General features: G+C 61.0%; 25 protein-coding genes. 18 read left to right on the top strand and 7 right to left on the bottom strand.

Annotated features, from left to right (window positions below; genetic code table 11):
• Positions 1-80: 80 nt before the first annotated feature.
• From BMZ24_RS12365 to BMZ24_RS12355, 3 genes are read left to right on the top strand one after another with little or no spacing between them, the layout of a single operon-like run.
• Positions 81-1,103, top strand: coding sequence for an efflux RND transporter periplasmic adaptor subunit (locus BMZ24_RS12365; protein ID WP_225940277.1), 1,023 nt, complete (start codon positions 81-83; stop codon positions 1,101-1,103).
• 20 nt (positions 1,104-1,123) lie between these two features.
• Positions 1,124-4,294 (top strand): efflux RND transporter permease subunit, encoded by a 3,171-nt coding sequence (locus tag BMZ24_RS12360; protein ID WP_092192741.1) that lies wholly within the window; start codon positions 1,124-1,126, stop codon positions 4,292-4,294.
• Between the two features lie 4 nt (positions 4,295-4,298).
• Entirely contained in the window at positions 4,299-5,897 is a 1,599-nt protein-coding gene (locus tag BMZ24_RS12355; RefSeq protein ID WP_092192739.1) for an efflux transporter outer membrane subunit, read from the top strand.
• A gap of 111 nt (positions 5,898-6,008) precedes the next feature.
• On the opposite strand, the gene BMZ24_RS12350 is transcribed toward BMZ24_RS12355, so the two are convergent.
• Entirely contained in the window at positions 6,009-6,323 is a 315-nt protein-coding gene (locus BMZ24_RS12350; RefSeq protein ID WP_092192737.1) for a DUF4351 domain-containing protein, read from the bottom strand.
• An 18-nt stretch (positions 6,324-6,341) separates the two neighbouring features.
• Positions 6,342-7,325, bottom strand: a complete 984-nt coding sequence (locus tag BMZ24_RS12345; RefSeq protein ID WP_143077901.1) for an Rpn family recombination-promoting nuclease/putative transposase — start codon at positions 7,323-7,325, stop codon at positions 6,342-6,344.
• Between the two features lie 195 nt (positions 7,326-7,520).
• Between BMZ24_RS12345 and pgl the strand changes: the two genes are divergently transcribed.
• Together pgl and BMZ24_RS20170 are read left to right on the top strand one after the other, a co-directional pair.
• Entirely contained in the window at positions 7,521-8,225 is a 705-nt protein-coding gene (gene pgl / locus BMZ24_RS12340; protein ID WP_092192733.1) for a 6-phosphogluconolactonase, read from the top strand.
• 415 nt (positions 8,226-8,640) lie between these two features.
• The gene (locus tag BMZ24_RS20170) at positions 8,641-9,003 is read left to right on the top strand and encodes a DUF2325 domain-containing protein (RefSeq protein WP_225940263.1); all 363 of its coding nucleotides are present in this window, start codon (positions 8,641-8,643) and stop codon (positions 9,001-9,003) included.
• A 123-nt stretch (positions 9,004-9,126) separates the two neighbouring features.
• Here BMZ24_RS20170 and arsB read toward each other — a convergent pair whose 3' ends face one another.
• The 3 genes from arsB to BMZ24_RS12320 all read right to left on the bottom strand — a co-directional run bounded on the left by arsB (position 9,127) and on the right by BMZ24_RS12320 (position 11,434).
• On the bottom strand, positions 9,127-10,182 hold the full coding sequence (gene arsB, locus BMZ24_RS12330) for an ACR3 family arsenite efflux transporter (protein ID WP_092192965.1): 1,056 nt from the start codon (positions 10,180-10,182) through the stop codon (positions 9,127-9,129).
• A 161-nt stretch (positions 10,183-10,343) separates the two neighbouring features.
• Positions 10,344-11,048: a cytochrome c biogenesis CcdA family protein gene (locus BMZ24_RS12325; RefSeq protein ID WP_192623092.1), complete on the bottom strand. Its 705-nt coding sequence runs from the start codon at positions 11,046-11,048 to the stop codon at positions 10,344-10,346.
• On the bottom strand, positions 11,048-11,434 hold the full coding sequence (locus BMZ24_RS12320) for a thioredoxin family protein (protein WP_092192727.1): 387 nt from the start codon (positions 11,432-11,434) through the stop codon (positions 11,048-11,050). The genes BMZ24_RS12325 and BMZ24_RS12320 overlap by 1 nt, the downstream gene beginning before the upstream one ends.
• 91 nt (positions 11,435-11,525) lie before the next feature.
• Between BMZ24_RS12320 and BMZ24_RS20370 the strand changes: the two genes are divergently transcribed.
• Complete coding sequence (locus tag BMZ24_RS20370; RefSeq protein ID WP_264080937.1) at positions 11,526-11,651, top strand: hypothetical protein; 126 nt, start codon at positions 11,526-11,528, stop codon at positions 11,649-11,651.
• Positions 11,652-11,747: 96 nt separating this feature from the next.
• Here the strand turns inward: BMZ24_RS20370 and BMZ24_RS12315 are convergent, their stop codons facing one another.
• Positions 11,748-11,984: a thioredoxin family protein gene (locus BMZ24_RS12315; RefSeq protein WP_092192725.1), complete on the bottom strand. Its 237-nt coding sequence runs from the start codon at positions 11,982-11,984 to the stop codon at positions 11,748-11,750.
• 97 nt (positions 11,985-12,081) lie between these two features.
• Complete coding sequence (locus tag BMZ24_RS12310) at positions 12,082-12,402, bottom strand: ArsR/SmtB family transcription factor (protein WP_092192723.1); 321 nt, start codon at positions 12,400-12,402, stop codon at positions 12,082-12,084.
• A 175-nt stretch (positions 12,403-12,577) separates the two neighbouring features.
• Here BMZ24_RS12310 and BMZ24_RS12305 point away from each other — a divergent pair, with 175 nt between their 5' ends.
• From BMZ24_RS12305 to BMZ24_RS12250, 12 genes are all read left to right on the top strand, one after another.
• Positions 12,578-12,922: an ArsR/SmtB family transcription factor gene (locus BMZ24_RS12305; RefSeq protein WP_092192721.1), complete on the top strand. Its 345-nt coding sequence runs from the start codon at positions 12,578-12,580 to the stop codon at positions 12,920-12,922.
• Positions 12,923-12,931: 9 nt separating this feature from the next.
• Positions 12,932-14,233 (top strand): permease, encoded by a 1,302-nt coding sequence (locus BMZ24_RS12300; protein WP_092192718.1) that lies wholly within the window; start codon positions 12,932-12,934, stop codon positions 14,231-14,233.
• Positions 14,234-14,295: 62 nt separating this feature from the next.
• The gene (gene lgt / locus BMZ24_RS12295; protein WP_092192715.1) at positions 14,296-15,087 is read left to right on the top strand and encodes a prolipoprotein diacylglyceryl transferase; all 792 of its coding nucleotides are present in this window, start codon (positions 14,296-14,298) and stop codon (positions 15,085-15,087) included.
• Positions 15,088-15,133: 46 nt separating this feature from the next.
• Positions 15,134-16,615, top strand: coding sequence for a F0F1 ATP synthase subunit beta (gene atpD, locus BMZ24_RS12290; RefSeq protein ID WP_092192961.1), 1,482 nt, complete (start codon positions 15,134-15,136; stop codon positions 16,613-16,615).
• Positions 16,599-16,991, top strand: coding sequence for a F0F1 ATP synthase subunit epsilon (locus tag BMZ24_RS12285; RefSeq protein WP_208599849.1), 393 nt, complete (start codon positions 16,599-16,601; stop codon positions 16,989-16,991). The genes atpD and BMZ24_RS12285 overlap by 17 nt, the downstream gene beginning before the upstream one ends.
• Positions 16,984-17,310 (top strand): AtpZ/AtpI family protein, encoded by a 327-nt coding sequence (locus BMZ24_RS12280; RefSeq protein WP_092192713.1) that lies wholly within the window; start codon positions 16,984-16,986, stop codon positions 17,308-17,310. Before BMZ24_RS12285 ends, BMZ24_RS12280 begins: the two co-directional genes overlap by 8 nt.
• Positions 17,300-17,581, top strand: coding sequence for an ATP synthase subunit I (locus tag BMZ24_RS12275; protein WP_092192711.1), 282 nt, complete (start codon positions 17,300-17,302; stop codon positions 17,579-17,581). Before BMZ24_RS12280 ends, BMZ24_RS12275 begins: the two co-directional genes overlap by 11 nt.
• Positions 17,581-18,267, top strand: a complete 687-nt coding sequence (locus BMZ24_RS12270) for a F0F1 ATP synthase subunit A (RefSeq protein ID WP_092192709.1) — start codon at positions 17,581-17,583, stop codon at positions 18,265-18,267. The genes BMZ24_RS12275 and BMZ24_RS12270 overlap by 1 nt, the downstream gene beginning before the upstream one ends.
• Positions 18,268-18,283: 16 nt before the next feature.
• A complete protein-coding gene (locus BMZ24_RS12265; RefSeq protein WP_092192707.1) occupies positions 18,284-18,565 on the top strand; it encodes a F0F1 ATP synthase subunit C in 282 nt (93 codons plus the stop codon).
• Between the two features lie 2 nt (positions 18,566-18,567).
• Positions 18,568-19,356 (top strand): F0F1 ATP synthase subunit delta, encoded by a 789-nt coding sequence (locus BMZ24_RS12260; protein ID WP_092192705.1) that lies wholly within the window; start codon positions 18,568-18,570, stop codon positions 19,354-19,356.
• The gene (locus BMZ24_RS12255) at positions 19,353-20,879 is read left to right on the top strand and encodes an alternate F1F0 ATPase, F1 subunit alpha (RefSeq protein WP_092192703.1); all 1,527 of its coding nucleotides are present in this window, start codon (positions 19,353-19,355) and stop codon (positions 20,877-20,879) included. The genes BMZ24_RS12260 and BMZ24_RS12255 overlap by 4 nt, the downstream gene beginning before the upstream one ends.
• Positions 20,876-21,769 (top strand): F0F1 ATP synthase subunit gamma, encoded by an 894-nt coding sequence (locus BMZ24_RS12250; protein WP_092192701.1) that lies wholly within the window; start codon positions 20,876-20,878, stop codon positions 21,767-21,769. Before BMZ24_RS12255 ends, BMZ24_RS12250 begins: the two co-directional genes overlap by 4 nt.
• Positions 21,770-21,820 lie beyond the last annotated feature (51 nt).

The following is a 21,820-nucleotide window of genomic DNA, read 5'->3' as shown; positions in this document are numbered from 1 at the left end:
TTTTTTCATTTTTTCTTTTGTCCGCATGTGACAGTCCGCCGGAGCGGCAGGCTGCGGCCGAGGAACCCCGGCCCGTGAAGATGCTGACTGTCGGGGAGTCCTCCGAGGTCATGCAGCGTAAATTTCCGGGCATGGTGCGGGCGTCCAAAAGGGCGGAGCTGGCCTTCCAGGTGTCCGGGACGCTTACGCAGCTCCCGGTGGGGGAAGGGCAGGAGGTCAAGGAAGGGCAGATTCTGGCCCAGCTGGATCAGCGCGATTTCGAGAACAGCCTGCGCAACGCCCAGGGCCAGCTCGGCAATGTGCGCGCGGCCCTTGAGAGCGCCACGAGCGAATACGAGCGCATCCTGCGCATCCGCAAGCAGGACCCCGGCGCGACCAGCGAGAGCATGGTAGTCAAGAGGCGGGAGGCCAAGGACCGGGCCTCGGCCGAGATGGAGTCCGCCCAGGCCGCAGTGGATGCGGCCCGGGACAAGCTCGGCGACACGACCCTGCGCGCGCCTTTTTCGGGCATCGTTTCCAGGCGGCACGTGGAAAATTTTCAGGAGGTGCAGGCCAAGGAGCCCATCGTCAGCCTGGACGACATCTCGGCGCTGGAAATTCTGGTCGATCTGCCGGAGAGCGTGGTCGCCCGCATAAACGAGCCTTCCGAAAGAACCGGCAAGGAGGCCCCGGTCATGGCCGAGTTCGCCGCGCTGCCGGGCAAGGAGTATGCGCTTGCCGTCAAGGAATTCTCCACCCGGGCCGACCCTAAAACCCAGACCTTCCAAGTCGTCTTCGAGATGAAGAAACCAGACGACGTCTCCATCCTGCCCGGCATGACCGCCATGATCGTCGGTTCGTCCCGGGAGGGCGTCAACGGTGACGGACGGTTCGTCGTCCCCGCCGTGGCCGTTTTCTCCGACGAACGGGGCGTGGCTCACGTCTGGGTGGTCGAGCCGGACACGATGGCGGTGCAGCGCCGCAAGGTCGTCACGGGTGGGGTGGCCGGGGAGGCGGGCATCCGCATAGCCGAAGGGCTAAGGGCCGGAGACGTCGTGGCTGTCAGCGGGGCCAGTCGGCTGCGGGACGGGATGCGGGTCAAGCCGTTTGATGGAACCTTCTGAAACCGGCCGGGAGAACGATGATGAATATCGCGGAGTGGAGCATACGCAAGAGCGTTATCAGCTGGGTGATGACCGTTCTTTTTCTCGTGGTCGGATGGTATTCCTTCAACAACCTGAGCAGGCTTGAGGATCCCGAGTTCACCATCAAGGAGGCGGTCATCATCACTCCGTATCCGGGGGCCTCGGCGGAGCAGGTGGAAGAAGAGGTCAGCAACGTGATCGAGAAGGCCTGCCAGGAGATGGGCCAACTGGAGCGGGTCGATTCGCGGTCCTCGCGGGACTTGTCCATCGTGCAGGTCACGATGAAGGACAATTTCGACAAGGCCACCCTGCCTCAGGTCTGGGACGAGCTGCGACGCAAGGTTTCCGACGCGCAGCGCAGTCTCCCGCCCGGAGCCGGACCGTCCATCGTCAATGACGATTTCGGCGATGTTTACGGCGTCTTCCTGGCCATCACCGGAGAGGGCTACACGCCGCGCGAAGTTTACGAGTACGCCAAGTTTCTGCAACGCGAGCTTCTGAAGGCCAAGGACGTGAAGCGGATCAATCTCTACGGCGTGCAGAAGGAAGCTATCTACATCGAGATGCGTCGCGAAAAGATGTCCCAGTTCGGAGTATCTCCGTCAGACATCAGCAATGCCCTGAAGGCCAAGAACATTCCGGCCAGCGGGGGGCATCTGCCGCTCGGGGTCGAGTATATACCCATCAGCCCCACGGGCGAATTCAAGTCCGAGCAGGACATCGGCGGGCTGCTCATCAAGGGCATGGGGTCGGACAGCACTGTCTATCTTCGCGACGTGGCCGACATCAAACGCGACTACATCGCTCCGCCGGATACGATCCTGCGCTACGACGGCAAGCCCGCCATCGGGCTGGCCGTCTCCACCGTCCTTGGCGGCAACGTGGTCGACATGGGCGAATCCCTGGACCAGCGTTTTCACGAGCTTGAATCCATGCGTCCCGTGGGCATGGAGCTGCACGTCATCTCCCACCAGAGCCGGGCCGTGACCGGAGCCATCAACGGCTTTCTGATCAACCTGCTGGAGGCCGTGGCCATCGTCGTCGTGGTGCTGCTCATATTCATGGGGCTGCGCAGCGGGCTGATCATCGGGGCGGTCCTTGTGATTACCATCATGGCGACCTTCATCGTCATGGATCTTGGCGACATCACCCTGGAGAGAATTTCGCTCGGCGCCCTGGTCATTGCGTTGGGCATGCTGGTCGACAACGCCATCGTGGTCACGGACGGCATGAAGGAGAAGATGAATCGTGGCGAGGATGCTCTGACCGCTGCCCGCGACGTGGTGGGGCAGGTCGGGGTGCCTCTGCTGGGCGCGACCTTCGTGGCCGTGGCCGCCTTTGCCGCCATAGGCACTTCCCAGGACAGCACGGGCGAATATTGTCGCTCCCTCTTTTATGTCATTCTCATTTCCCTGCTCATGAGCTGGGTCACGGCCGTGAACACCACCCCGCTCTTTTGCAAGGCGTTTCTGAAGGTACGGCCGCAAAACGCGGACGGATCAAGCAGCGCGGCCGACTCCTACGGCGGGAAATTCTACGGTGCATATCGCGCCTTTCTGGCCTGGTGCATCCGTCGGCGCTGGGTCACGGTGGCGGTTGTCGTCGTGATGTTCATCGCGGCCATGGTCGGCTTTGGCACCCTCAAGAACAGCTTCTTCCCTGACTCGACCAGGGCCCAGTTCTATGTGGACTTCTGGTTCGCCGAAGGCACGGACATCCGCGAAACCCAGCGGCAACTGGAGCGGGCCGAAGCGGATATCGCCCGGCGCGAAGGCGTGACCCACATGACGACCATGATCGGAGGAGGGCAGGTCCGGTTCCTGCTGACCTACCCGACGGAGAAGAGCTACGACGCCTTCGGCCAGATCCTTGTGGACGTCGACGATTACAGGCGCATCCCGGATCTGACCCAAAAGATCCAGCGGGATCTGGACCGTATGTTTCCGCAAGCCCTGGTCAGCGTGCGGCTCTTTGTGCTCGGGCCTTCCGTGGGCGGCAAGATCCAGCTGCGTCTCTATGGTCCGGATTCGACGGTGCTGAGAGAGCTGGCCGCCAAGGCGGAGAAGGTGTTGCTGGATGACCCTCATGCCAAGTCCGTGCGCAACGAGTGGCGGCAGAAGGTCAAGGTCATGCGGCCCCAGATGGCCGAAGTTCCGGCGCTCAAGGCGGGCATCGAGAGACCTCAGATCGCCATGGCTTTCGAGTCTGTTTTCGAGGGGACCCGGGTGGGCGTGTTCAAGGAGCGCGACGAGCTGCTCCCGATCATCACGCGCGCTCCGGAAGAGGAACGCAGTGACCTGGACAGCATGGAGAGCATTCCCATCTGGAGTCCGGCCGCGCAGTCGATGATTCCCATCGGCCAGGTGCTGACCGGCATGAAGATGGAGTTCGAGGACGCCTATCTGTGGCGCCGGGACCGCTTCAAGATGCTGCGCATTCATGCCGATCCAAGCTCGGGCCTGCCGAGTGAGCTGATGAAGCGCGTGAAGCCCGCGATCGAACAGGCCCTGAACGTGGACGTGGCGCAGGTGCTCGGAAAAAGCTTCGCGCCCGGCGAGGACCCCTTTCAGGAAGGGTACGACGCCTCGACCCTCAAGGTCGGTTACTCCGACAAATGGCCCATAAGGGACATGCCCGGCTACTCCATGGCCTGGGGCGGAGAGTCCGAAGACTCGGCCAAGGCCAATTCGCGCCTCGCGGGCACCATCCCGGTGTTTTTCGGACTCATGATCCTCATCGTCATAGTGCTCTTCAATTCCATCAAGAAGACCCTGGTCATCTGGTTCACGGTGCCTCTGTCCGTCATCGGTGTGACCGCGGGCCTGCTTCTTTTCGACCAGCCCTTCGGGTTCATGTCCCTCCTGGGGCTCATGAGCCTCTCGGGCATGCTGATCAAGAACGCCATTGTTTTGATCGATCAGATCGATGTGGAGACCGGGAGCGGCAAACCGCCCTTCAGGGCCGTCATCGATTCCGGAGTCAGTCGTCTCATTCCCGTGTCCATGGCCGCCTTGACCACGATCCTGGGCATGCTCCCCCTGGTGCAGGACGCCTTTTTCGTGTCCATGGCAGTGACCATCATGTTCGGTCTCGGTTTCGCCACGGTCCTGACGCTGATCGTCGTGCCCGTGCTGTATGCGATCTTTTTCAACGTGAAGAGCGAGGAGTAGAGCCATGAAGGATGCCACACGCCGGGCGACGGATGCCGCCAATGTCTTGCGGATCACGGTCCTGGGCCTTGCCCTTGTCCTTCTGGGCGGTTGCGCCGTTGGTCCGAATTATGTCCGGCCGGAGGTCCCGGTGATGAAGGAATGGAGCGGGAAAGGCGACACCAGGCTCAAGGATGGCCCGGCCGAGCTTGCGGTCTGGTGGAAGCGACTGAATGATCCGGTGCTGGACCGGCTGGTGGAGATGGCCCGCGAACGGAACCCGTCCCTGCAGGTCGCCGGGCTGCGCATCCTTGAGGCCCGCGCCAGGCTCGGCATCGCCACCGGCAACAGGTTTCCGCAGCTGCAGCAGCTCAAGGGCAACCTTGCCGACAACGGTCTGAGTAAGCACAACGCCAATACCTCGCCCGCGCTGGACACGTATTACGCCACGGCCTCCGTCGCCCTCGACGCGGCCTGGGAACTCGATTTTTGGGGAAAATTCAGGCGTGCGGTGGAATCGGGCGTGTGGGATCTGGACGCGGCCACGGCGGGTTACGACGATCTGTTGGTCACGCTCACGGCCGAGGTGGCGCGGGTCTACGTGACGTTGCGCACCCTGGAGGAACGCCTGGACATCGCGCGTGAAAACGTGGCGGTTCAGGAGCGCTCCCTGCAGATTGCCCGGGCGCTTTACGAGGGCGGGGACGTGACCGAACTCGACGTGGCCCAGGCCCGGGCGCTGCTGGCCAACACGCGCGCCTCCATGCCGCGGCTGGATGCTCAGCTGCGTCAGGCCAAAAACGGTCTGGCTGCGCTGCTCGGCATGCTGCCCGGCGAGGTGGACGACCTGCTCGGCGCGCCGGGACGCATCCCCGAGGTGCCCGCCGATTTGGCGGTGGGCGTTCCCGCCGAGCTCCTGCGGCGGCGTCCGGACATCCGCGCCGCCGAGGCCCGCATGGCCGCCCAGTGCGCGCTGATCGGGGTGGCCCGGGCGGATCTCTACCCACGCTTGACCCTGTTCGGCAATATCGGCCTGTCGGCCAGCAACGCGGCGCTGACCATCGCCGGATATCCGGGCGGCAGCAATCTGGGCGATCTCATGAGCGGGGACAGCCTCCAGTATTCGGGAGGCATGGGCTTTGGATGGGACATCTTCAACTACGGGCGCATCAAGAACAATGTCCGCGTCCAGGACGCGCGTTTCCAGCAGCTGGTCGTGAGTTACAAGGATACGGTGCTCCAGGCCGCCAGGGAGACCGAGGATGCCTTGTCCGCCTTCCTGCGCTCCAGGGAGGAGGTTGCCTTTCTCGCGCAGGGCGTGGACGCCGCGACACGTTCGGTGGAAATTTCCATGATCCAGTACCGCGAAGGTCTCGCCGACTTTCAGCGCGTCCTGGACACGCAGCGTTCCAAGGTCCAGGCCCAGGACCTGCTGACGAGTACGCAGGGCTCGGTGCTCATCAATCTGTCGGCTGTGTACAAGGCCCTTGGCGGGGGCTGGGAGGCTCGCGTCGGCAAGGATTTTCTGCCCGAAGAAATCAGGCGGGAGATGGGCGAGCGGACGGACTGGGGAGGGCTGCTCGAAGCGGGAGCGCCTGTGGCTGGAGACCGCGTCCGGGAATAGGAATCATGTTCGGGCCAAACGCGGCCAAGAGATGGCCGAAAAAGATGACGCAGGCGTGAGCCTGACTTGGGCCAGGCTTGAGGCATGGGGCCTCGACCGGGATGGATGGATCTATTCCCTGAAGACATCCTCGATGGTCGTGGCGTCGAGGATGCGCTCCGCCCAGAGGTCGAGCTGTTCGGCGCTGGCGCTCCGCAGGCGGTCCTGCATGCGAATGTCCAGGATGTCCTTTCCGAAGCGTTTGCCGAGCTGGCGTTGCAGCACGGCATGTCGGCCCAAAACTTCTCCCTCCATCTTGCCTTCAATCCTGCCTTCTTTGCGCAGTCTATCTGCCAGGGTCATGACCTTTCCCTCCTTGTTCGAGTCCAGTTGCATGCTCGCGATATTGCGCATGACGTCCATGTTGATGTCCATGGTCTGGAACATGGGCCGCAACCGGCGGGTCTATTCCCTGAAGACATCCTCGATAGTCGTGGCGTCGAGGATGCGCTCCGCCCAGAGGTCGAGCTGTTCGGCGCTGGCGCTCCGCAGGCGGTCCTGCATGCGAATGTCCAGGATGTCCTTTCCGAAGCGCTTGCCGAGCAGGCGTTGCAGCACGGCATGGCGGCCCAGGACTTCTCCCTCCATCTTGCCCTCCATCCTGCCTTCAATCCGGCCTTCCTTACGCAGTCTATCCGCCAGGGTCATGACCTTTCCCTCCTTGTTCGAGTCCAGTTGAATGCTCGCGATATTGTGCATGACGTCCCTGTCGATGTCCATGGTCTGGAACAGGTAGGTCGCGATGACCTCGATCCAGCGCATGGAGGTTGCACTGTTGTCGAGTTTGGCCAGCAGCCCGAAGAGGTCCATGACGTGCCCGACCGTTCTTGGGTTGTTCTTGGCCCGAAAGCACGCAAGCATCAGGCGCAGGGTGATGGCTCCCTTGATTTTTTCATCGGATGCGGGCGAGAAATCGTAAAACGCGAGGTCGAAGCGCGGCACGTAAGCGTTGCATTTCATGTCCGGAAGTTCGATCAGATCGGCGAGTCTTGACGCTTTTTGAGTGTTCTTGCCGTGATAGACGACGATGGGGATGATGAGTGGCAGGGTCTTGGATTTTTTTTGCTGCTTGCGGTGCAGTTCCCAGATTTCGACCATGTAGCGCAGGATCTGTAGCGCAACGAAACGGTCGGGCCGGCTTTTGTGCTCAAACAGGAAATAGACGAACGCCGATGTGCCTCCCTTCAGGAGGACCGTGTAAAGCAGGTCCGAATAGTGCTCCCGCTGATTCGGGTCCACAAAGGTATCCTTGGCGATGGTCAGGGTGTCGAGGCGCAAATTGCCGGTCACTTCCGAAGGCAGGTACTGGACCAGAAAGTCGGCGGCCACATTGCTGTGGCTCATGGTGTATCGGAACAGATTGTCGTGGATGTTGTTGACCGGTTTCATGCCGGTCGCTGTACGCCAGACCTTTGCCGGGAACAACTCCTCTTGTTATTTTAGACGAATACGGGTTATTGAGTACGCTAGGTCATCGGCGATGGCGATTTTTCCGCAGAACGCGATGCTTCAAAATGATTCAGGATTTGAGAGAGGTTCGACAGCCGTTTTTTGGCTTGAATTTGTTTTAAAGGGACACATTTCATGCTCACGATACTCCAAGAAAAGGATACCGATCTGCTCCTGCAACGGGCTGCCCGGCACCTGTGCCAAAAGCTTCGGGATGCTCTGGCCGTGCACGCCGCCGTGAACATCGCGGTGCCCGGCGGGAGAAGCGTTGTGAAGATTTTCGACGCGATGCGTACGGAGGCGCTCGATTGGCACCGGGTGCATTTCTTCATCATTGACGAGAGACTTGTTCCCATCGATCATCCCGACAGCAATTTTGGGCTGCTCCGGGATCATCTCGTCACGCCTCTGGCGCGGGAAGGCAAGATTTCTCCGGAAAACGCCCACCCCTTCATCCTGGATACGACCGCGACGGATCGCGGAACACTGGCCTATGAAGAGGTGCTCGCGGGGCAGGGATTCCGCTACGACATCATCCTGCTCAGTTCCGGCGAGGACGGCCACGTCGGGGCCCTGTTTCCGGGGCATCACTCCGTGACGGACCCGCATCACGGCTTTATCGTCATGGACGACTCGCCAAAGCCGCCTCCGGAACGGATGAGCTCTTCCCTGTCGCTCATGCTCACTGCGCGGACCGGGGTTCTTCTTTTCACCGGCGAAGCCAAGCGCGAGGCCTTCAAAAAGTTCGGCGACGCCACGATTCCGGTCTCGGCCTGTCCTGCCAGGCTTGTGACCGGAATGAAGGACGCGACGGTGTTCACGGATCAAATTCACGAATGACGCTGGCTCACATGTGTTTTGTTAGTTGTCTTTAAGTTTGTATTATTGCCATATTGGTAGTTTTTTTGTTTCGACTTGGCTTGTTGCATGTTGACAAGGGTCGATTTTGCGGGATAGGTGGGTATCAATATATTAGTTATGCCTAATTTATAGTACACGACCCAAGGGCTAGGCGCCGGGGTCAATGACCATTTTTCATGGGGCACTCCGTCTGGAGAAAGACGCAAGCATGCGCAAGGCATCAATATCGCATCGTGCCTGGCAGCCGGGTGTTGTCGCGAAAAGAGGGGGTTTTTGGATGAAGATCTCAGCTGCGGAAAAGGAACGCTCTGTGCTGCGTTCCGGGAACTCTGGCCTTTGCCGGTCCCACACTTTTATGTCCCGCCAGGCGGAGGAGAGGGGGCCTAAGTCATGTATGGATGGAGACTGCAGGGGCGGAAAATGCAGCCCCAGGTGTCCGTCCTACGATCTGTGCAAGAAACGGGTGCTCATCGTTGGCGGCATCGAGCGCATGGAGAAGTCCTATCGCAGGCTGATCGAGGAGCGCGGCGGCGTGTTCGAATATCACGCCGGACACATGAAGTCGGGGGGCAAGGGGCTCGAAAACAGCGTGCAGCGGGCGGATCTGGTCCTTTGCCCGGTAAACTGCAACAGCCACGGCGCTTGTCTGAAGGTCAAGAACCTGGGCAAGAAGTTCAAGAAACCCGTGCACATGCTCAGCAACTTCAGCCTGAGCGCAGTGGCCCGCACCATGGAACAACTGCATGGCGTGAATTGAGAAGATCGAAAAGCACGCTCAAAGCCTGGCTGGGCAGATGAAAAATTTCCGGGCGGTTTCGTGAGAAGCCGCCCGGAAATTGTTTATGGGGTTTTTGTTGGTGCGTCCGCGCGATGATGGCCGTCAGGCCTCCGAGTCCGGGAACCAGCTTGTGGTGCGGTTGGCGTATTTGACCAGGGCCAGCATGACCGGAACTTCCACCAGCACGCCGACGATGGTGGCCAGGACCACCGGGGAAGATGCCCCGAAAAGGGTGATGGCCACGGCCACGGCCAGTTCGAAGAAATTGGACGCGCCGATCATTCCCGCCGGGGCGGCGATGCTGTGGCAGAGTTTGAGTTTTTTGCCCGCAAGGTAGGCCAGAAAGAAGATGAGCACGGTCTGGATGATGAGCGGGACGGCTATGAACAGGATGTGCAGCGGATTGCCGAGGATCACCTCGCCCTGGAAGGAGAAGATGAGCACCAGGGTCAGGAGCAGGCCGACGATGGTGGCATTGTTGAATTTGGGGATGAAGGTGTTGTTGAAATAATCCAGTCCCTTGCTTTTTATGACATGGTTGCGGGTCAGCACGCCGCCTGCCAGGGGGATGACAACGAACAGGACCACGGAGAGGAGCAGGGTGTTCCAGGGAATGGTCACGCCGCTGATCCCCAGCAAAAAAGCCACGATGGGGGTGAAGGCGACCAGGATGATGAGGTCGTTGGTGGCCACCTGGACCACGGTGTAGGCCGGGTTGCCCCTGGTCAGATGACTCCAGACAAAGACCATGGCCGTGCACGGCGCGGCCCCGAGCAGGATGGCTCCGGCCAGATAGTCCTTGGCAAGTTCATGCGGAATGAAGGGCCTGAAGACGACGAAAAAGAAAAAGCCCGCGATGGCGAACATGGTGAAAGGCTTGATCAGCCAGTTGACGACCCAGGTCAGGTACAGCCCGGTCGGATTTTTGCCGACGTTTTTGATACTGGCGAAATCGACCTTCATCATCATGGGGTAGATCATGAACCAGATCAGCACAGCGATGGGAATGGAGACCTTGGCGTATTCGAACTTGCTTAAAAATGCCGGGACAGCGGGCAAAAAATTGCCAATGAGCACGCCCGCGACCATGCACAGGGCGACCCAGAGGGTGAGGTTCTTCTCGAAAAAGCTGATTCCGGCGGTGGTTTCTTTCTTCATGTGGCTCATGTCTCCTTCTTGTCCTGTCTGTGGTGGGCTCGCGCCAGATGGTGAATACATATCCGCATAGGTGGATATGTCAATGCAAAACTTGCCGCCTGGCGCATGAGGCATGAGCGACAGGCGCGCTGGCCAAGACGGGTTGCCTCAAAGAGATTGGCTCAGACCGGCAGGAACGGACGGGCGATAAAGTAGAAGCCCATGAGGCCGATCAGAATTCCGGCAATTCGCCGGAAAGCCGTGCCCCCGCGTTGCCAGGAGGTGTTGGCCATGAGACGGCGAACCAGGGCGGTGGAGCTGCCGGCGATGACGATGGGGATGCAGTGCCCAAGGCCGAAGAGGACGATGAGCAGGATGCCGGTCGCGATCTTTTCCTGCACCGTGATGACGGCCAGGATTGGCGCGATGAAACCGAAAGTACAGGAACCCGACAGGACGCCGTAGGCCAGGCCGAGCACGAAAGCCCCACCCATGCCGCGCAGTTTGAAACGGCCCATGAGGTTTCCGCCCATGGAGCATTGGGCGACGCCCAGCATGTCCATGGCCACCCACAACAGAATGAGCCCGACGACGATGGTCCAGTACGGGCCTACGTCGCCAAGCATCCGTCCGAGCCAGGCGCAGATCACGCCGATGGCGGCGATGGTCAGGAACAGCCCGGTGGTGAAGAGGATCGCATAGAATGCTGCCTGACGACCTTCGACCAGTTTGTTCTGACCAGCCACGTAGCCGACGATGAGGGGGATGGAGGCCAGGTGGCAGGGGCTGAACAGCACGCTGACCACGCCCCACAGAAAGCAGCCCAGCGCTGCCAGGCCCACGCCGGACCCCATCCACTCGTGGATAAGAATCAGGAACTGGTCCATTATTCCACCCCGAGCTTGGTCAGAACCTTGATGATCTCCTCTTTGGAAAAGTATCCTTCGTGGCGCATGACTTCCTTGCCGTCCTTGTCATAGAAGATCTGGGTCGGGATGGCGCGAAGACCGAATTTCGGGGTCTCGTCCGGGTTTTTCCAGACGTCTATGAAGACGATGGCGGCCCGACCTTCGTATTCCTCGGACAAGGACTCGATAACAGGAATCATCATCTTGCACGGGATGCAGGCTTTTGCGCCAATATCGACCATGGTGACCATGCCCTTGATGGGAACTTCCTGGGGGTCTCCTGAAATGAGCGGGGAAGGCCCGGCTACGGCCTGTGATGCTGCAATCAGGAAAAACAGGGCGAGAAAAAGGCGAAAGATTTTCATGGAAACCTCGAAGAAAGGGTTGCTCGAATGTCGTTTGAAACAAATGGCATTTTGCTTCGCTTCAGCGCATCTGGTTTAAAGTTGGAGACAAATGCCAAAAGTCGCCGGTGAACCTGATCGTCATTCCCGTGAACGTGTGCCGGACATGGCCCGGCATTGGCTTGAAATTCATGCCTTTCAGGTCATTGCACATGAATTTCCGTTTTTCAGGGGATGACGACTTTCTGCCATGACGTCCTTCCAGGGGACGTCGCATTTTGCAGGGACCGCAAAAGATGGCGTGGTGACGGCGATGCTCCGGACCGAAAGCGTGTTACGCGGTCAGCCAGGCTACGACATCGGCCTTCTTTGGCACCTTGCCCATGACCTTGACCGTGCCGTCCACGGCCACTGCGGGGGTCGTGAACACTCCGAATTTTGAGATTTCGGTGAAGTCCGTGACTTTCTCCAGGCTTGCCTCCACCCCTGATTCGGCAATGGCAGCTTCGACGATCTTGAATGTTTCCGTACATTTGGGGCAGCCAGGACCCATAACGTGAACTTTTTTCATGACGACTCCTTGAACAGTTGAAGTTACGAATGGCCTGACGGCCAAGAATCAGTTTGTCTGAACGGCCTTGAAAAATTTAAAATTTGCAGGCCGGTTATCAACGGCCTGCCAGCCTGTCCCGGGCCGTGAGCACCGAGTCCAGGCAATGAAAGAAATTCAGGACACAGGGCACGCGCAGGCGGTAGAAAACCTGTTTGCCCCTTTTCTCGTCCTGCACGATACCTGCGTCCTTCAGGATCGAGAGATGCTTGGAGACCGTGGACAGATCGCGGTCGGCCAGGTCACGCAGCTCGCGAACGCAGCGTTCGCCGCGCGAGAGCTCCTCGATCATCATGAGGCGGGTCGGGTGCGCGAGAGCCTTCATGACCTTGGCGCGAGCCTCGAAATCTTCCCTGGTCGGGCACAGGTGCACGAGCATGTGCGTCTCCTTTTTTTAATTGGCAATATTGCCAAGCGTTGTTTGCGTCAATTTTTTTCCCGTCTTTTTTCCTTCCCTGGATAACTTCAAGGCAGCCCGGCAAGGTCGGTCTCGCACTCTTGACGAAACGCTGATCCTTGCATACTTGGTCATTTGTGCAAACGTAGGAGCTACCATGAAGGCTGAAGACAGAAAGTTTTTCGAGGCCAAGGCCGCCGTGCTCAAGGCGCTGGCTCACCCGACCCGCTTGTGGATGGTCGAGCATCTGGAATCCGGGGAAAAGTGTGTCTGCGAATTCGCGGAACTCATCGACGCGGATTTTTCCACCGTATCCAAGCATCTGACCGTGCTCAAGCAGGCAGGCATCGTGCAGGACGAGAAAAGGGGCAAGCAGGTGTATTACAGCCTCAAGGTCCCGTGCGTCCTGAATTTCATGCATTGCGTGGAGGCCGTGCTTTCGACGCGCGCCATGGAACAATTATCAATGACCGGCCAGGCTGCCCGGCCAAAACTCAAGTAGAGGTTGATCATGAACTGGAGAGAAGAGTGGAAGCCCCTGGCGGTCATCGTCGCGGTTTTCCTGGCCTGCTTTTATCTGCCCGTGGGCGTGCCGCGTTTTGACAACGCCATCCTCGAAGCCTTTCATCTCGTCAAATGGTACGCCCAGGAACACGTGCTGCTGTGCCTGATTCCGGCATTCTTCATCGCCGGAGCCATCTCGGTCTTCGTCAGCCAGGGCGCGGTCATGAAGTATCTCGGCGCCAAGGCCAACAAGGTCTTGGCCTACGGTGTAGCCGCCGTCTCGGGCACCATCCTGGCCGTGTGTTCCTGCACGGTGCTGCCGCTTTTCGCCGGCATCTACCGCATGGGCGCGGGCCTTGGCCCGGCCTGCGCGTTCCTCTATTCCGGGCCGGCCATCAACGTGCTGGCCATCGTCATGACGGCCCGCATCCTGGGGCCTGAAATGGGCATCGCCCGCGCCGTGGGAGCCATCCTTTTCAGCGTGGTCATCGGCCTTTTGATGCACTTTTTCTTCCGCAAGGAGGAGGCCGAACGGCAGGTCATTCAGATGGCGCAGATCGAGGAGGAAGTGAAACGCCCCCTGTGGCAGAACGCCCTGTATTTCGCCTCCATGGTCGCGATTCTGGTTTTCGCCAACTGGGGCGCTCCCCAGACGGATTCCGGATTGTGGGCCACCATTTTCGGGGCCAAGTGGATGCTGACCTCTGCATTCTCGGTGGCCTTGGGCGTAATGCTTGTGCGCTGGTTCGATGTGAAGCTTTGGAAAGTGGGTACCGCCGCCATCCCGGTGGTTCTTCTGGCGGTTTTCTTTCCCGGCCAGCCGCTTTTGGCCTTCACGGCCGGGGTCATCGGCTTGTCCGCCTTCACCAGCACCGATGAAGGCGAGGTCGGGGACTGGTTCTCCTCGTCCTGGGGTTTTGCCAAGCAGATCCTGCCGCTGCTGCTTTTCGGCGTGCTTATCGCGGGAGCCTTGCTTGGCCGGGTCGGCAACGAAGGCCTCATCCCCTCGCAGTGGGTGGCCAGCGCCGTGGGCGGCAATTCCTTCTGGGCCAATTTTTTCGCCTCCTTCGCCGGGGCCTTCATGTATTTCGCCACCCTGACCGAAGTGCCCATCCTGCAGGGCCTCATCGGCGCGGGCATGGGCAAGGGCCCGGCCCTGGCCCTGCTGCTGGCCGGTCCGGCGCTGAGTTTGCCCAACATGCTGGTCATAAACAGCATCATGGGCGTGAAGAAGACGGTTGTCTTTGTGAGTCTGGTCATCGTCATGGCCACGTTTTCGGGTCTTTTATACGGGTCGATCTGGGGATGACGCCGGGTTTTTGCGAAACGATTCGGACTTGTTGAAAACTCATCCCCGGGAGGACTTTTTTTATGATCTACTGGAACGCCGACCCCATCGCCGTGAGCGTCGGGCCCCTGTCCGTCCATTGGTACGGAATTTTTTTCGCGGCAGCCTTCATCGTCGGATTGCAGATCATGGGGCGCATGTTCGCACGGGAGGGGCGCTCCACCGACGACCTGGATTCCCTGTTGGGCTTTGTGGTCGTCGGCGCCCTGGTCGGCGCGCGGCTCGGGCACTGCCTGCTCTACGATCCAGTCTATTACCTGTCGACCCCGCTGCTGATCCTCAAGATATGGGAAGGCGGGCTGGCCAGTCATGGCGGCGTGATCGGGATTCTTGTGGCCGTGGGCGTTTATGCCCGTCGCAGCGGCATGCGCTTCTGGTGGCTGCTGGACCGCATCGCCGTCCCCGCGGCGCAGGGCGGCGCGTTCATCCGCATCGGGAATTTCATGAATTCCGAAATAGTCGGCATGCCGACCATCGTGCCCTGGGCCGTGATTTTCGAACGCCTCGACCCGCTGCCCAGGCATCCTGTGCAGTTGTACGAGGCCGCGGCCTATCTTTTGATCTTCATCGTCCTTCTCCTGGCTTATCGGGTGCGAGACCTGCGCGACCGCCAGGGCCTGCTGGCCGGCACCTTCCTGGCTCTGGTTTTTGCCGCCCGCTTTGTCCTCGAATTCTACAAGATGCCCCAGGCGGCCTACGAGTACGGCCAGTTCTTGACCGTGGGCCAGTGGCTGAGCGTGCCCTGCGTGCTGGTCGGATTCTGGCTTCTGTTTCGTGCATTTCGCGGGCAAGGGCAGAGCACAAAACGGCATTGATCACGAAGAAGCTTGACCCTGGCCGGTGAAGGGGCAATAAGTGATCATGGTCACTTCTTCTCAACGCCCCGATTCTTCAGTAACGCCTCCTGTCCTGGATCAGTCCGCTCGATCAGGAAATACGGGCTTCGTCACCGCCGTGCGCGGCAGCGTCGTGGATGTTTCTTTCACCTCCGGCCTGCCTGCCATTCGGAACATTTTGCGTACGGGGAAGGACGGGCGCATCGTCATCGAGGTCATGTCCCACCTTGACGAAGAGCACGTGCGCGGCATCGCCCTGACCCCGACCCAGGGCCTGGCCAGGGGCATGGTCGCCCATGACACGGACGGCCCTCTGATGGCACCCGTGGGGCCCGGACTGCTTTCGCGCATGTTCGACGTTTTCGGCAACGCCCTGGACCAGGAGGGCGAAGTGCGCGACGTTTCCCTGCGCAGCGTCCACAATCCACCTCCATCCCTGTCGCGGCGTTCCACCAGAACAGAGATCTTCGAGACCGGGATCAAGGTCATCGACGTGCTGCTGCCCCTGGAGCGGGGCGGCAAGGCTGGGCTTTTCGGCGGGGCGGGGGTGGGCAAGACCGTCCTTCTGACCGAGATGATCCACAACATGATCGGACATCACGAGGGGGTCAGCCTGTTTTGCGGCATCGGCGAGCGCTGCCGCGAGGGCGAGGAGCTTTACCGCGAGATGAAGGATGCCGGGGTGCTGCCGAACATGGTCATGGTCTTCGGGCAGATGAACGAGCCGCCGGGCAGCCGGTTTCGCGTCGGCCACGCTGCCCTGACCATGGCTGAGTACTTTCGCGACGACGAACGCCGCGACGTGCTTCTGCTCATCGACAATATTTTCCGTTTCATTCAGGCTGGGTCGGAAATTTCGGGCATGATGGGTCAGATGCCGTCCCGCCTGGGCTACCAGCCGTCCATGGGCACGGAGCTGTCGCAGCTGCAGGAGCGCATCGCCAACACCGACACCGGCAGCATCACCTCCATCCAGGCCGTGTATGTCCCGGCCGACGATTTCACCGACCCCGCAGCAGTGCACACCTTTTCCCATCTTTCGGCCTCCATCGTCCTGTCCCGCAAGCGGGCCGGCGAAGGTTTCTACCCGGCCGTGGATCCGCTGGAATCCAACTCCAAGATGGCCACCCCGGGTGTTGTCGGCCAGCGCCATTACTCTGTCGCCCGCCAGGTTCGCCAAACCTTGGCTCAATACGAGGACTTGAAAGACATCATCGCCATGCTCGGTCTGGAGCAGCTCGCGCAGGAGGATCGCCTTGTGGTCAATCGCGCGCGGCGGCTGGAGCGTTTTTTGACCCAGCCTTTTTTTACCACCGAGCAGTTCACCGGGCTTCAGGGCGCTTTCGTTTCCCTGGATGCGGCGCTCGAAGGGTGCGAGCGCATTCTTGACGACGAGTTCAAGGACTATCCCGAGAGCGCCCTGTACATGATCGGTGAAGTAGACCAGGCCAAAGATAAAGTCGCCGGGAGCAAGGAGCAGGAGGACCGTGATGGAAATGCGTCTTAGGATTTTGCTCCCGTTCAGGGTTTTCGAAGATGTGGGGGCCTTGCGCATCGTGGCCGAAAGTCGCGACGGCTCCTTCGGCATCCTGCCGAGGCGACGGGATTGTGTGGCCGCGCTTTGTCCCGGCATCCTGGTTTACGAAACAGAACAGACGCAGGAGGTCTACGTCGCAGTGGATGAAGGCGTGCTGACCAAGACCGGGCATAATGTCGTGGTCTGCGTACGCAACGCCATCGCTGGGCAGGATCTGGGGCAGCTGCGCCGGGCTGTGGAAGAGGAATTCATGCATCTGGACGAAGAGGAGCAGGAGGTGCGCCGGGCCCTGGTGAGAATGGAAAGCGGCTTGATCCGCCGCATGGCCGGGTTTTACCGTGACTAGTCACGAAAATCCGCAAAAGCCGGATCTGGAGCGAGAAGTCGACGTGCGGGCCAGACGCAAGCTGCGGGCCAAAAAACGAGCCGGGAACGAGGTTTGGTTTGGGCTCGGGATGATGGGAATCATCGGCTGGTCAGTGAGCATCCCGACCCTCCTGGGTGTGTTTATGGGTTTGTGGCTGGACCAGAATTACCCGGGCGGAAGGTCCTGGACCTTGGCCCTGCTCGTGGCGGGTCTGGCCTTGGGCTGCTGGAACGCCTGGTACTGGGTGGCCAAAGAGGATCGGGCCATCCGCGAGGAGCAGAAAGACGATGATACATAGCGATTTCGCGCTGGCCCTTGCCGCCGGCCTTTGTCTCGGAGCCTTCTTTTTCGGCGGCCTGTGGTGGACCACCCGCAGGGCCTTGGCCTCAAGCCATTCCGCAGCCTGGTTCATGGGAAGCTTCGTGGTTCGTACCGGCGTCACTCTGGGCGGGTTCTACCTGGTCGGCGACGGGCGCTGGGAACGCCTGGCGGCCTGTCTGCTCGGGTTCATCATAGCGCGCATGGCTGCAACGCGGTTGACCAAGAGCTGCATGAACGGAGGGAAGTGATGCGTATCAGCCCCGATGCCATACTCCTGTGGCAGTACGGATTTGTGAAGATAAATGCCACCATCGTCTTCACCTGGGCTCTCATGCTGGCCATGACCCTGGCGTCGATACTCATCACCCGCCGACTGTCCAGGAGCGATGATCGCTCGCGCTGGCAGAATCTGCTCGAGATCGTGGTCACGGCCCTGGACAGGCAGATTCGCGAAGTCGGCATTGCCCGCTCCAGGGAATATCTGGATTTTCTGGCGACTCTTTTTCTTTTCGTGGCCCTGGCCGCCCTGTGCTCCGTCATCCCCGGCTATGCCGCGCCCACGGCTTCGCTTTCCACCACCGCGGCCCTGGCCCTGTGCGTGTTCGTGGCCGTGCCGCTGTACGGCATCCGCAAACAGGGAGTGCGTCGTTATCTGGCCTCCTATGCCCAGCCGACTCCGTTCATGCTGCCTTTCAATGTCATCGGCGAGCTTTCCCGCACCATGGCCCTGGCCGTGCGCCTTTTCGGAAACATGATGAGCGGGGCCATGATCGCGGCCATCCTGCTGCTGGTCACCCCGTTTTTCTTTCCCATCGTCATGACCGCGCTAGGTCTTCTGACCGGCATGATCCAGGCCTATATTTTCTTCATCCTGGCCACGGTATACATCGCGGCCGCCACCAGCGTCTCGGACCGCAGGGAGACAACCAAATGATTACAAAGGAGAGAACATGGACAGCATGACCCTCATTGCCGTAGCCTCCATCATCACCGCCGGCCTGACTACGGGCATCGGCTGCCTGGGCCCGGCCCTGGGCGAGGGACGGGCCGTGGCCCAGGCCCTGACCGCCCTGGCGCAGCAGCCCGACGCCTCCATGACCATCACCCGCACCCTCTTTGTCGGCGTGGCCATGATCGAATCCACGGCCATCTACTGCTTCGTGTTGTCCATGATCCTGCTCTTCGCCAATCCGTTCTGGACCCATGCCGTCGGGCAGGCAGCGGGGCAGTAGCCATGCTCATCGACTGGTTCACCGTCGGCGCGCAGGTCGTCAATTTTCTCGTCCTGGTCTGGCTCATGAAGCGCTTTCTATACAAGCCGATCCTTGGTGCCATCGACGCCCGCGAGGAGCGTATCGCCAAGGAGTTGGCCGATGGCGAGCGGATGCAGGCCGAAGCCGCCCGGGAGCGGGAGGAATTTAAGCGTCAAAAAAAGGTATTGGAAGACACCCGCGAGGAGTTTCTGGAAACGGCCAGAAATGAAGCTGGGGACGAACGACAGAAGCTCTTGGGCCAGGCGCGGGAGGAAGCCGAAGCCGAGCGCGCAAGGCAGAGCAAGGCCCTGAAACGGGACCGTGACTGCCTGCTCGATGAGATAGCGCGGCGCACGCGGGAGGAAACCTATGCCATTGCCCGCAAGACCCTGTCCGACTTGGCAGGGGCGAGCTTCGACGAGCGCGCCAGCCAGGTCTTCGCGGAACGGGTTCGCTCCATGGACGAGCCTGCGCGTTCCGATCTGGTGACCGATGCCAAGTCCGGACCGCTTCGGGTGCGCAGCGCTTTTGAATTGTCCGAAGAAAGCAGGGCCTCGGTGCGTTCAGCCCTGGAGGAAGTCCTGGAGGGAAGCGCAAAGGTGCACTTTGAAATCGATCCGGACCTCATCGGCGGCATCGAGATCCTGACCGGGAACCGCAAGATTTCCTGGAGCATAGAGGAATATCTGGCCCGGATGCAAAAGAGCATGGACGAGCTGTTTTCCGCTTCCGAAGCTGTTGCTCCCGCAGGCGAGGGGAGGGGCGCATGACCTGTTCCCTCGCCGGCACCCTGGACAGGACCTTTCAGAACCTGCGCAAGGCTCGCGAGGATTTTATCCCGACGCATGACGCACGGGAGATCGGCAGCATCATCAGCGTCTCTCCTGGCATCGCACGGGTGTCGGGTCTGCCGGGAGTCGAATTCGAGGAGATGCTGGCCTTTCCGGGACGAATTTTCGGCATCGCCTTCAACCTGGACGCAGAGGAGATCGGCGTGGTGCTCCTTGGCGATCACGGGCATCTGCGCGCGGGCGACACCGTGGAGCGTACGGGGCGGGTCATGGACGTGCCCGTGGGCGACTTGCTGCTGGGCCGGGTCATCGACCCGCTCGGTCTCCCTCTGGACAACCTGGGGCCGCTGGTCAGCGAAAAACGCCTGCCCATCGAACGCCCGGCTCCGCCAATCATGGATCGCGCGCCGGTGACCGAGCCGCTGATGACCGGCATCAAGGTCGTCGACGCCCTCATTCCCATCGGACGCGGGCAGCGCGAACTGATCCTTGGCGACCGCCAGACCGGCAAGTCGGCCATTGCCCTCGACGCCATTCTCAACCAGCACGACAAGAACGTCGTCTGCGTCTATTGCACCATCGGGCAGCGCGCAGCGGCCACGGCCAAGGCGGTGGCCATGCTGAAGGAGAAGGGGGCCATGCGCTACACGGTGGTGGTTGTGGCCGAAGGCGGCGATCCGCCGGGCATGTCCTACATCGCGCCCTACGCGGCCACCAGCATTGCCGAACACTTCATGGAACAGGGCCGCGACGTGCTCATCGTCTACGACGACCTGACCCATCACGCCCGATCCTACCGCGAGCTGTCTCTGCTGCTGCGCAGGCCTCCGGGGCGCGAGGCCTTTCCCGGCGACATCTTCTACATCCATTCGCGGCTGCTGGAGCGGGCCACACACCTGCGTCCGGAACGCGGAGGCGGCTCCCTCACCGCACTGCCCGTCATCGAGACCGAGGCCCAGAACATGGCCGCCTACATTCCCACAAACCTCATCTCCATCACCGACGGGCAGATCAGCCTCTCGCCCACGCTGTTCCATCTTGGCGTGCTGCCGGCCGTGGATGTCGGTACTTCGGTTTCGCGGGTGGGCGGAAAAGCCCAGCGCGCAGCCTACCGCGCGGTGGCCGGGGACCTGAAGCTGGCCTACGCGCAGTTCGAGGAGCTGGAGAGCTTTGCCCGTTTCGGGGCGCGCCTCGACGACGCCAGCCTCGAAACCCTGGAGCATGGACGGCGCCTGCGGGCCTGTTTGCGGCAACCGGAATTCGCCCCTGTGCCCATGCCGGAGCAACTGGCCGTGCTTCTGGCCCTGACCTCGGGCCTGTTCCGCGCTGTCCCGCTGCAGCGTATGGCCGAAGCCGAGCAGGCCGTGCGTCAGGCTGTGGCTTCGGTATCCGGGACCATGCTGGAACGTCTGGAGCATGAAGGCCTGGCGGACGATGACCGGGCCGCCCTGGTCCGCATGGCCCGGCAGGCACTACTCGACGCGGGGCTGAACCGGTCATGAGCGAAACCGCTGTAGGCCTGCGCCGTAAAATCCGCAGTGCCGGCGACCTGCATTCCGTGGTTCGGGCCATGAAGGCCATGGCCTCGTCCAATATCGTCCGCTACGAGCAGGCGGTCCAAGCCCTGGAGGAGTACGCCCAAAGCGTGAATCTGGGGCTTGGTCTGGCGCTGCGCGAAGCGGGGCGACAGTTTGCCGCCAATGCGGGAGGCATGGCCGGCGGCGGGGGGGCGATGGGTGTGATCGTGCTCGGCTCGGACCAGGGCCTGGTGGGGCAGTTCAACGAGGCCGTGGCGGAGCAGGCCCAAAAATTCCTGGCGGGTCTGCCGCAGACTCCCGTTGTCTGGGCTATGGGCGAGCGGGTTCAGGGTTTTCTGCAAGAGGCGGATCTGGATGTCGCCGGGCTGTTCCCGGCGCCGAACACGGTGGAGGCCATCACCCCGCTCATCGGGCGCATCCTGGCCGAAGTCGAGTCCAGGCTCGGCTATGACGCGCAGGTGCATCTTTTTCATAACTGCCAAAACGCCAGCACCCAGTGCGTTCCCCGGCACCTGCAGCTGCTGCCTCTGGATAGGGGGTGGCGGCAGCGCTACGGCAGTATGGCGTGGCCCACAAAAAGCCTGCCAGAGATCACGGGCGATCCGGAGCGCACTCTGCGCGCACTGGTGCGTGAATATGTTTTCGTGTCCCTTTTCCGGGCCTGCGCCGAATCCCTGGCCGGAGAGAACGCGAGCCGCCTGGCGGCCATGCAGCGGGCGGAGAAGAACATCGAGGAGCTGCTGGCCGATATGTCCGGGGCTTTTCACCGCCTGCGCCAGGCCGGGATCGACGCGGAACTTTTCGACGTCATCGCGGGTTTTGAAGCCCTGTCGCAGGAGGGGGCCAAGTCCTAACCGCAGCTTGGCAGCGCTTTAAAAAGAACTGCTCGCGCAGCTGCCTGGGCG

This window comes from Desulfomicrobium norvegicum, from assembly GCF_900114595.1.
Taxonomy (GTDB): domain Bacteria; phylum Desulfobacterota; class Desulfovibrionia; order Desulfovibrionales; family Desulfomicrobiaceae; genus Desulfomicrobium; species Desulfomicrobium macestii.
The sequence above is the reverse complement of the archived record's forward strand: the minus strand, read 5'-3'. Positions and strand labels throughout refer to the sequence as shown.

Excerpts from the sequence above, each read along its gene's own strand:
- BMZ24_RS12355 (WP_092192739.1), top strand. The coding sequence starts at position 4,299 with ATGAAGGATGCCACACGCCGGGCGACGGATGCCGCCAATGTCTTGCGG.
- BMZ24_RS12265 (WP_092192707.1), top strand. The coding sequence starts at position 18,284 with ATGGACAGCATGACCCTCATTGCCGTAGCCTCCATCATCACCGCCGGC.
- BMZ24_RS20170 (WP_225940263.1), top strand. The coding sequence starts at position 8,641 with ATGGATGGAGACTGCAGGGGCGGAAAATGCAGCCCCAGGTGTCCGTCC.
- BMZ24_RS20370 (WP_264080937.1), top strand. The coding sequence starts at position 11,526 with ATGCCAAAAGTCGCCGGTGAACCTGATCGTCATTCCCGTGAACGTGTG.
- BMZ24_RS12275 (WP_092192711.1), top strand. The coding sequence starts at position 17,300 with ATGATACATAGCGATTTCGCGCTGGCCCTTGCCGCCGGCCTTTGTCTC.
- BMZ24_RS12270 (WP_092192709.1), top strand. The coding sequence starts at position 17,581 with ATGCGTATCAGCCCCGATGCCATACTCCTGTGGCAGTACGGATTTGTG.
- atpD (WP_092192961.1), top strand. The coding sequence starts at position 15,134 with ATGGTCACTTCTTCTCAACGCCCCGATTCTTCAGTAACGCCTCCTGTC.
- BMZ24_RS12345 (WP_143077901.1), bottom strand. The coding sequence starts at position 7,325 with ATGAAACCGGTCAACAACATCCACGACAATCTGTTCCGATACACCATG.
- BMZ24_RS12285 (WP_208599849.1), top strand. The coding sequence starts at position 16,599 with ATGGAAATGCGTCTTAGGATTTTGCTCCCGTTCAGGGTTTTCGAAGAT.
- BMZ24_RS12315 (WP_092192725.1), bottom strand. The coding sequence starts at position 11,984 with ATGAAAAAAGTTCACGTTATGGGTCCTGGCTGCCCCAAATGTACGGAA.
- BMZ24_RS12320 (WP_092192727.1), bottom strand. The coding sequence starts at position 11,434 with ATGAAAATCTTTCGCCTTTTTCTCGCCCTGTTTTTCCTGATTGCAGCA.
- BMZ24_RS12305 (WP_092192721.1), top strand. The coding sequence starts at position 12,578 with ATGAAGGCTGAAGACAGAAAGTTTTTCGAGGCCAAGGCCGCCGTGCTC.
- BMZ24_RS12365 (WP_225940277.1), top strand. The coding sequence starts at position 81 with ATGCTGACTGTCGGGGAGTCCTCCGAGGTCATGCAGCGTAAATTTCCG.
- lgt (WP_092192715.1), top strand. The coding sequence starts at position 14,296 with ATGATCTACTGGAACGCCGACCCCATCGCCGTGAGCGTCGGGCCCCTG.
- BMZ24_RS12250 (WP_092192701.1), top strand. The coding sequence starts at position 20,876 with ATGAGCGAAACCGCTGTAGGCCTGCGCCGTAAAATCCGCAGTGCCGGC.
- BMZ24_RS12300 (WP_092192718.1), top strand. The coding sequence starts at position 12,932 with ATGAACTGGAGAGAAGAGTGGAAGCCCCTGGCGGTCATCGTCGCGGTT.
- BMZ24_RS12325 (WP_192623092.1), bottom strand. The coding sequence starts at position 11,048 with ATGGACCAGTTCCTGATTCTTATCCACGAGTGGATGGGGTCCGGCGTG.
- arsB (WP_092192965.1), bottom strand. The coding sequence starts at position 10,182 with ATGAAGAAAGAAACCACCGCCGGAATCAGCTTTTTCGAGAAGAACCTC.
- BMZ24_RS12310 (WP_092192723.1), bottom strand. The coding sequence starts at position 12,402 with ATGCTCGTGCACCTGTGCCCGACCAGGGAAGATTTCGAGGCTCGCGCC.
- pgl (WP_092192733.1), top strand. The coding sequence starts at position 7,521 with ATGCTCACGATACTCCAAGAAAAGGATACCGATCTGCTCCTGCAACGG.
- BMZ24_RS12255 (WP_092192703.1), top strand. The coding sequence starts at position 19,353 with ATGACCTGTTCCCTCGCCGGCACCCTGGACAGGACCTTTCAGAACCTG.
- BMZ24_RS12260 (WP_092192705.1), top strand. The coding sequence starts at position 18,568 with ATGCTCATCGACTGGTTCACCGTCGGCGCGCAGGTCGTCAATTTTCTC.
- BMZ24_RS12360 (WP_092192741.1), top strand. The coding sequence starts at position 1,124 with ATGAATATCGCGGAGTGGAGCATACGCAAGAGCGTTATCAGCTGGGTG.
- BMZ24_RS12350 (WP_092192737.1), bottom strand. The coding sequence starts at position 6,323 with ATGTTCCAGACCATGGACATCAACATGGACGTCATGCGCAATATCGCG.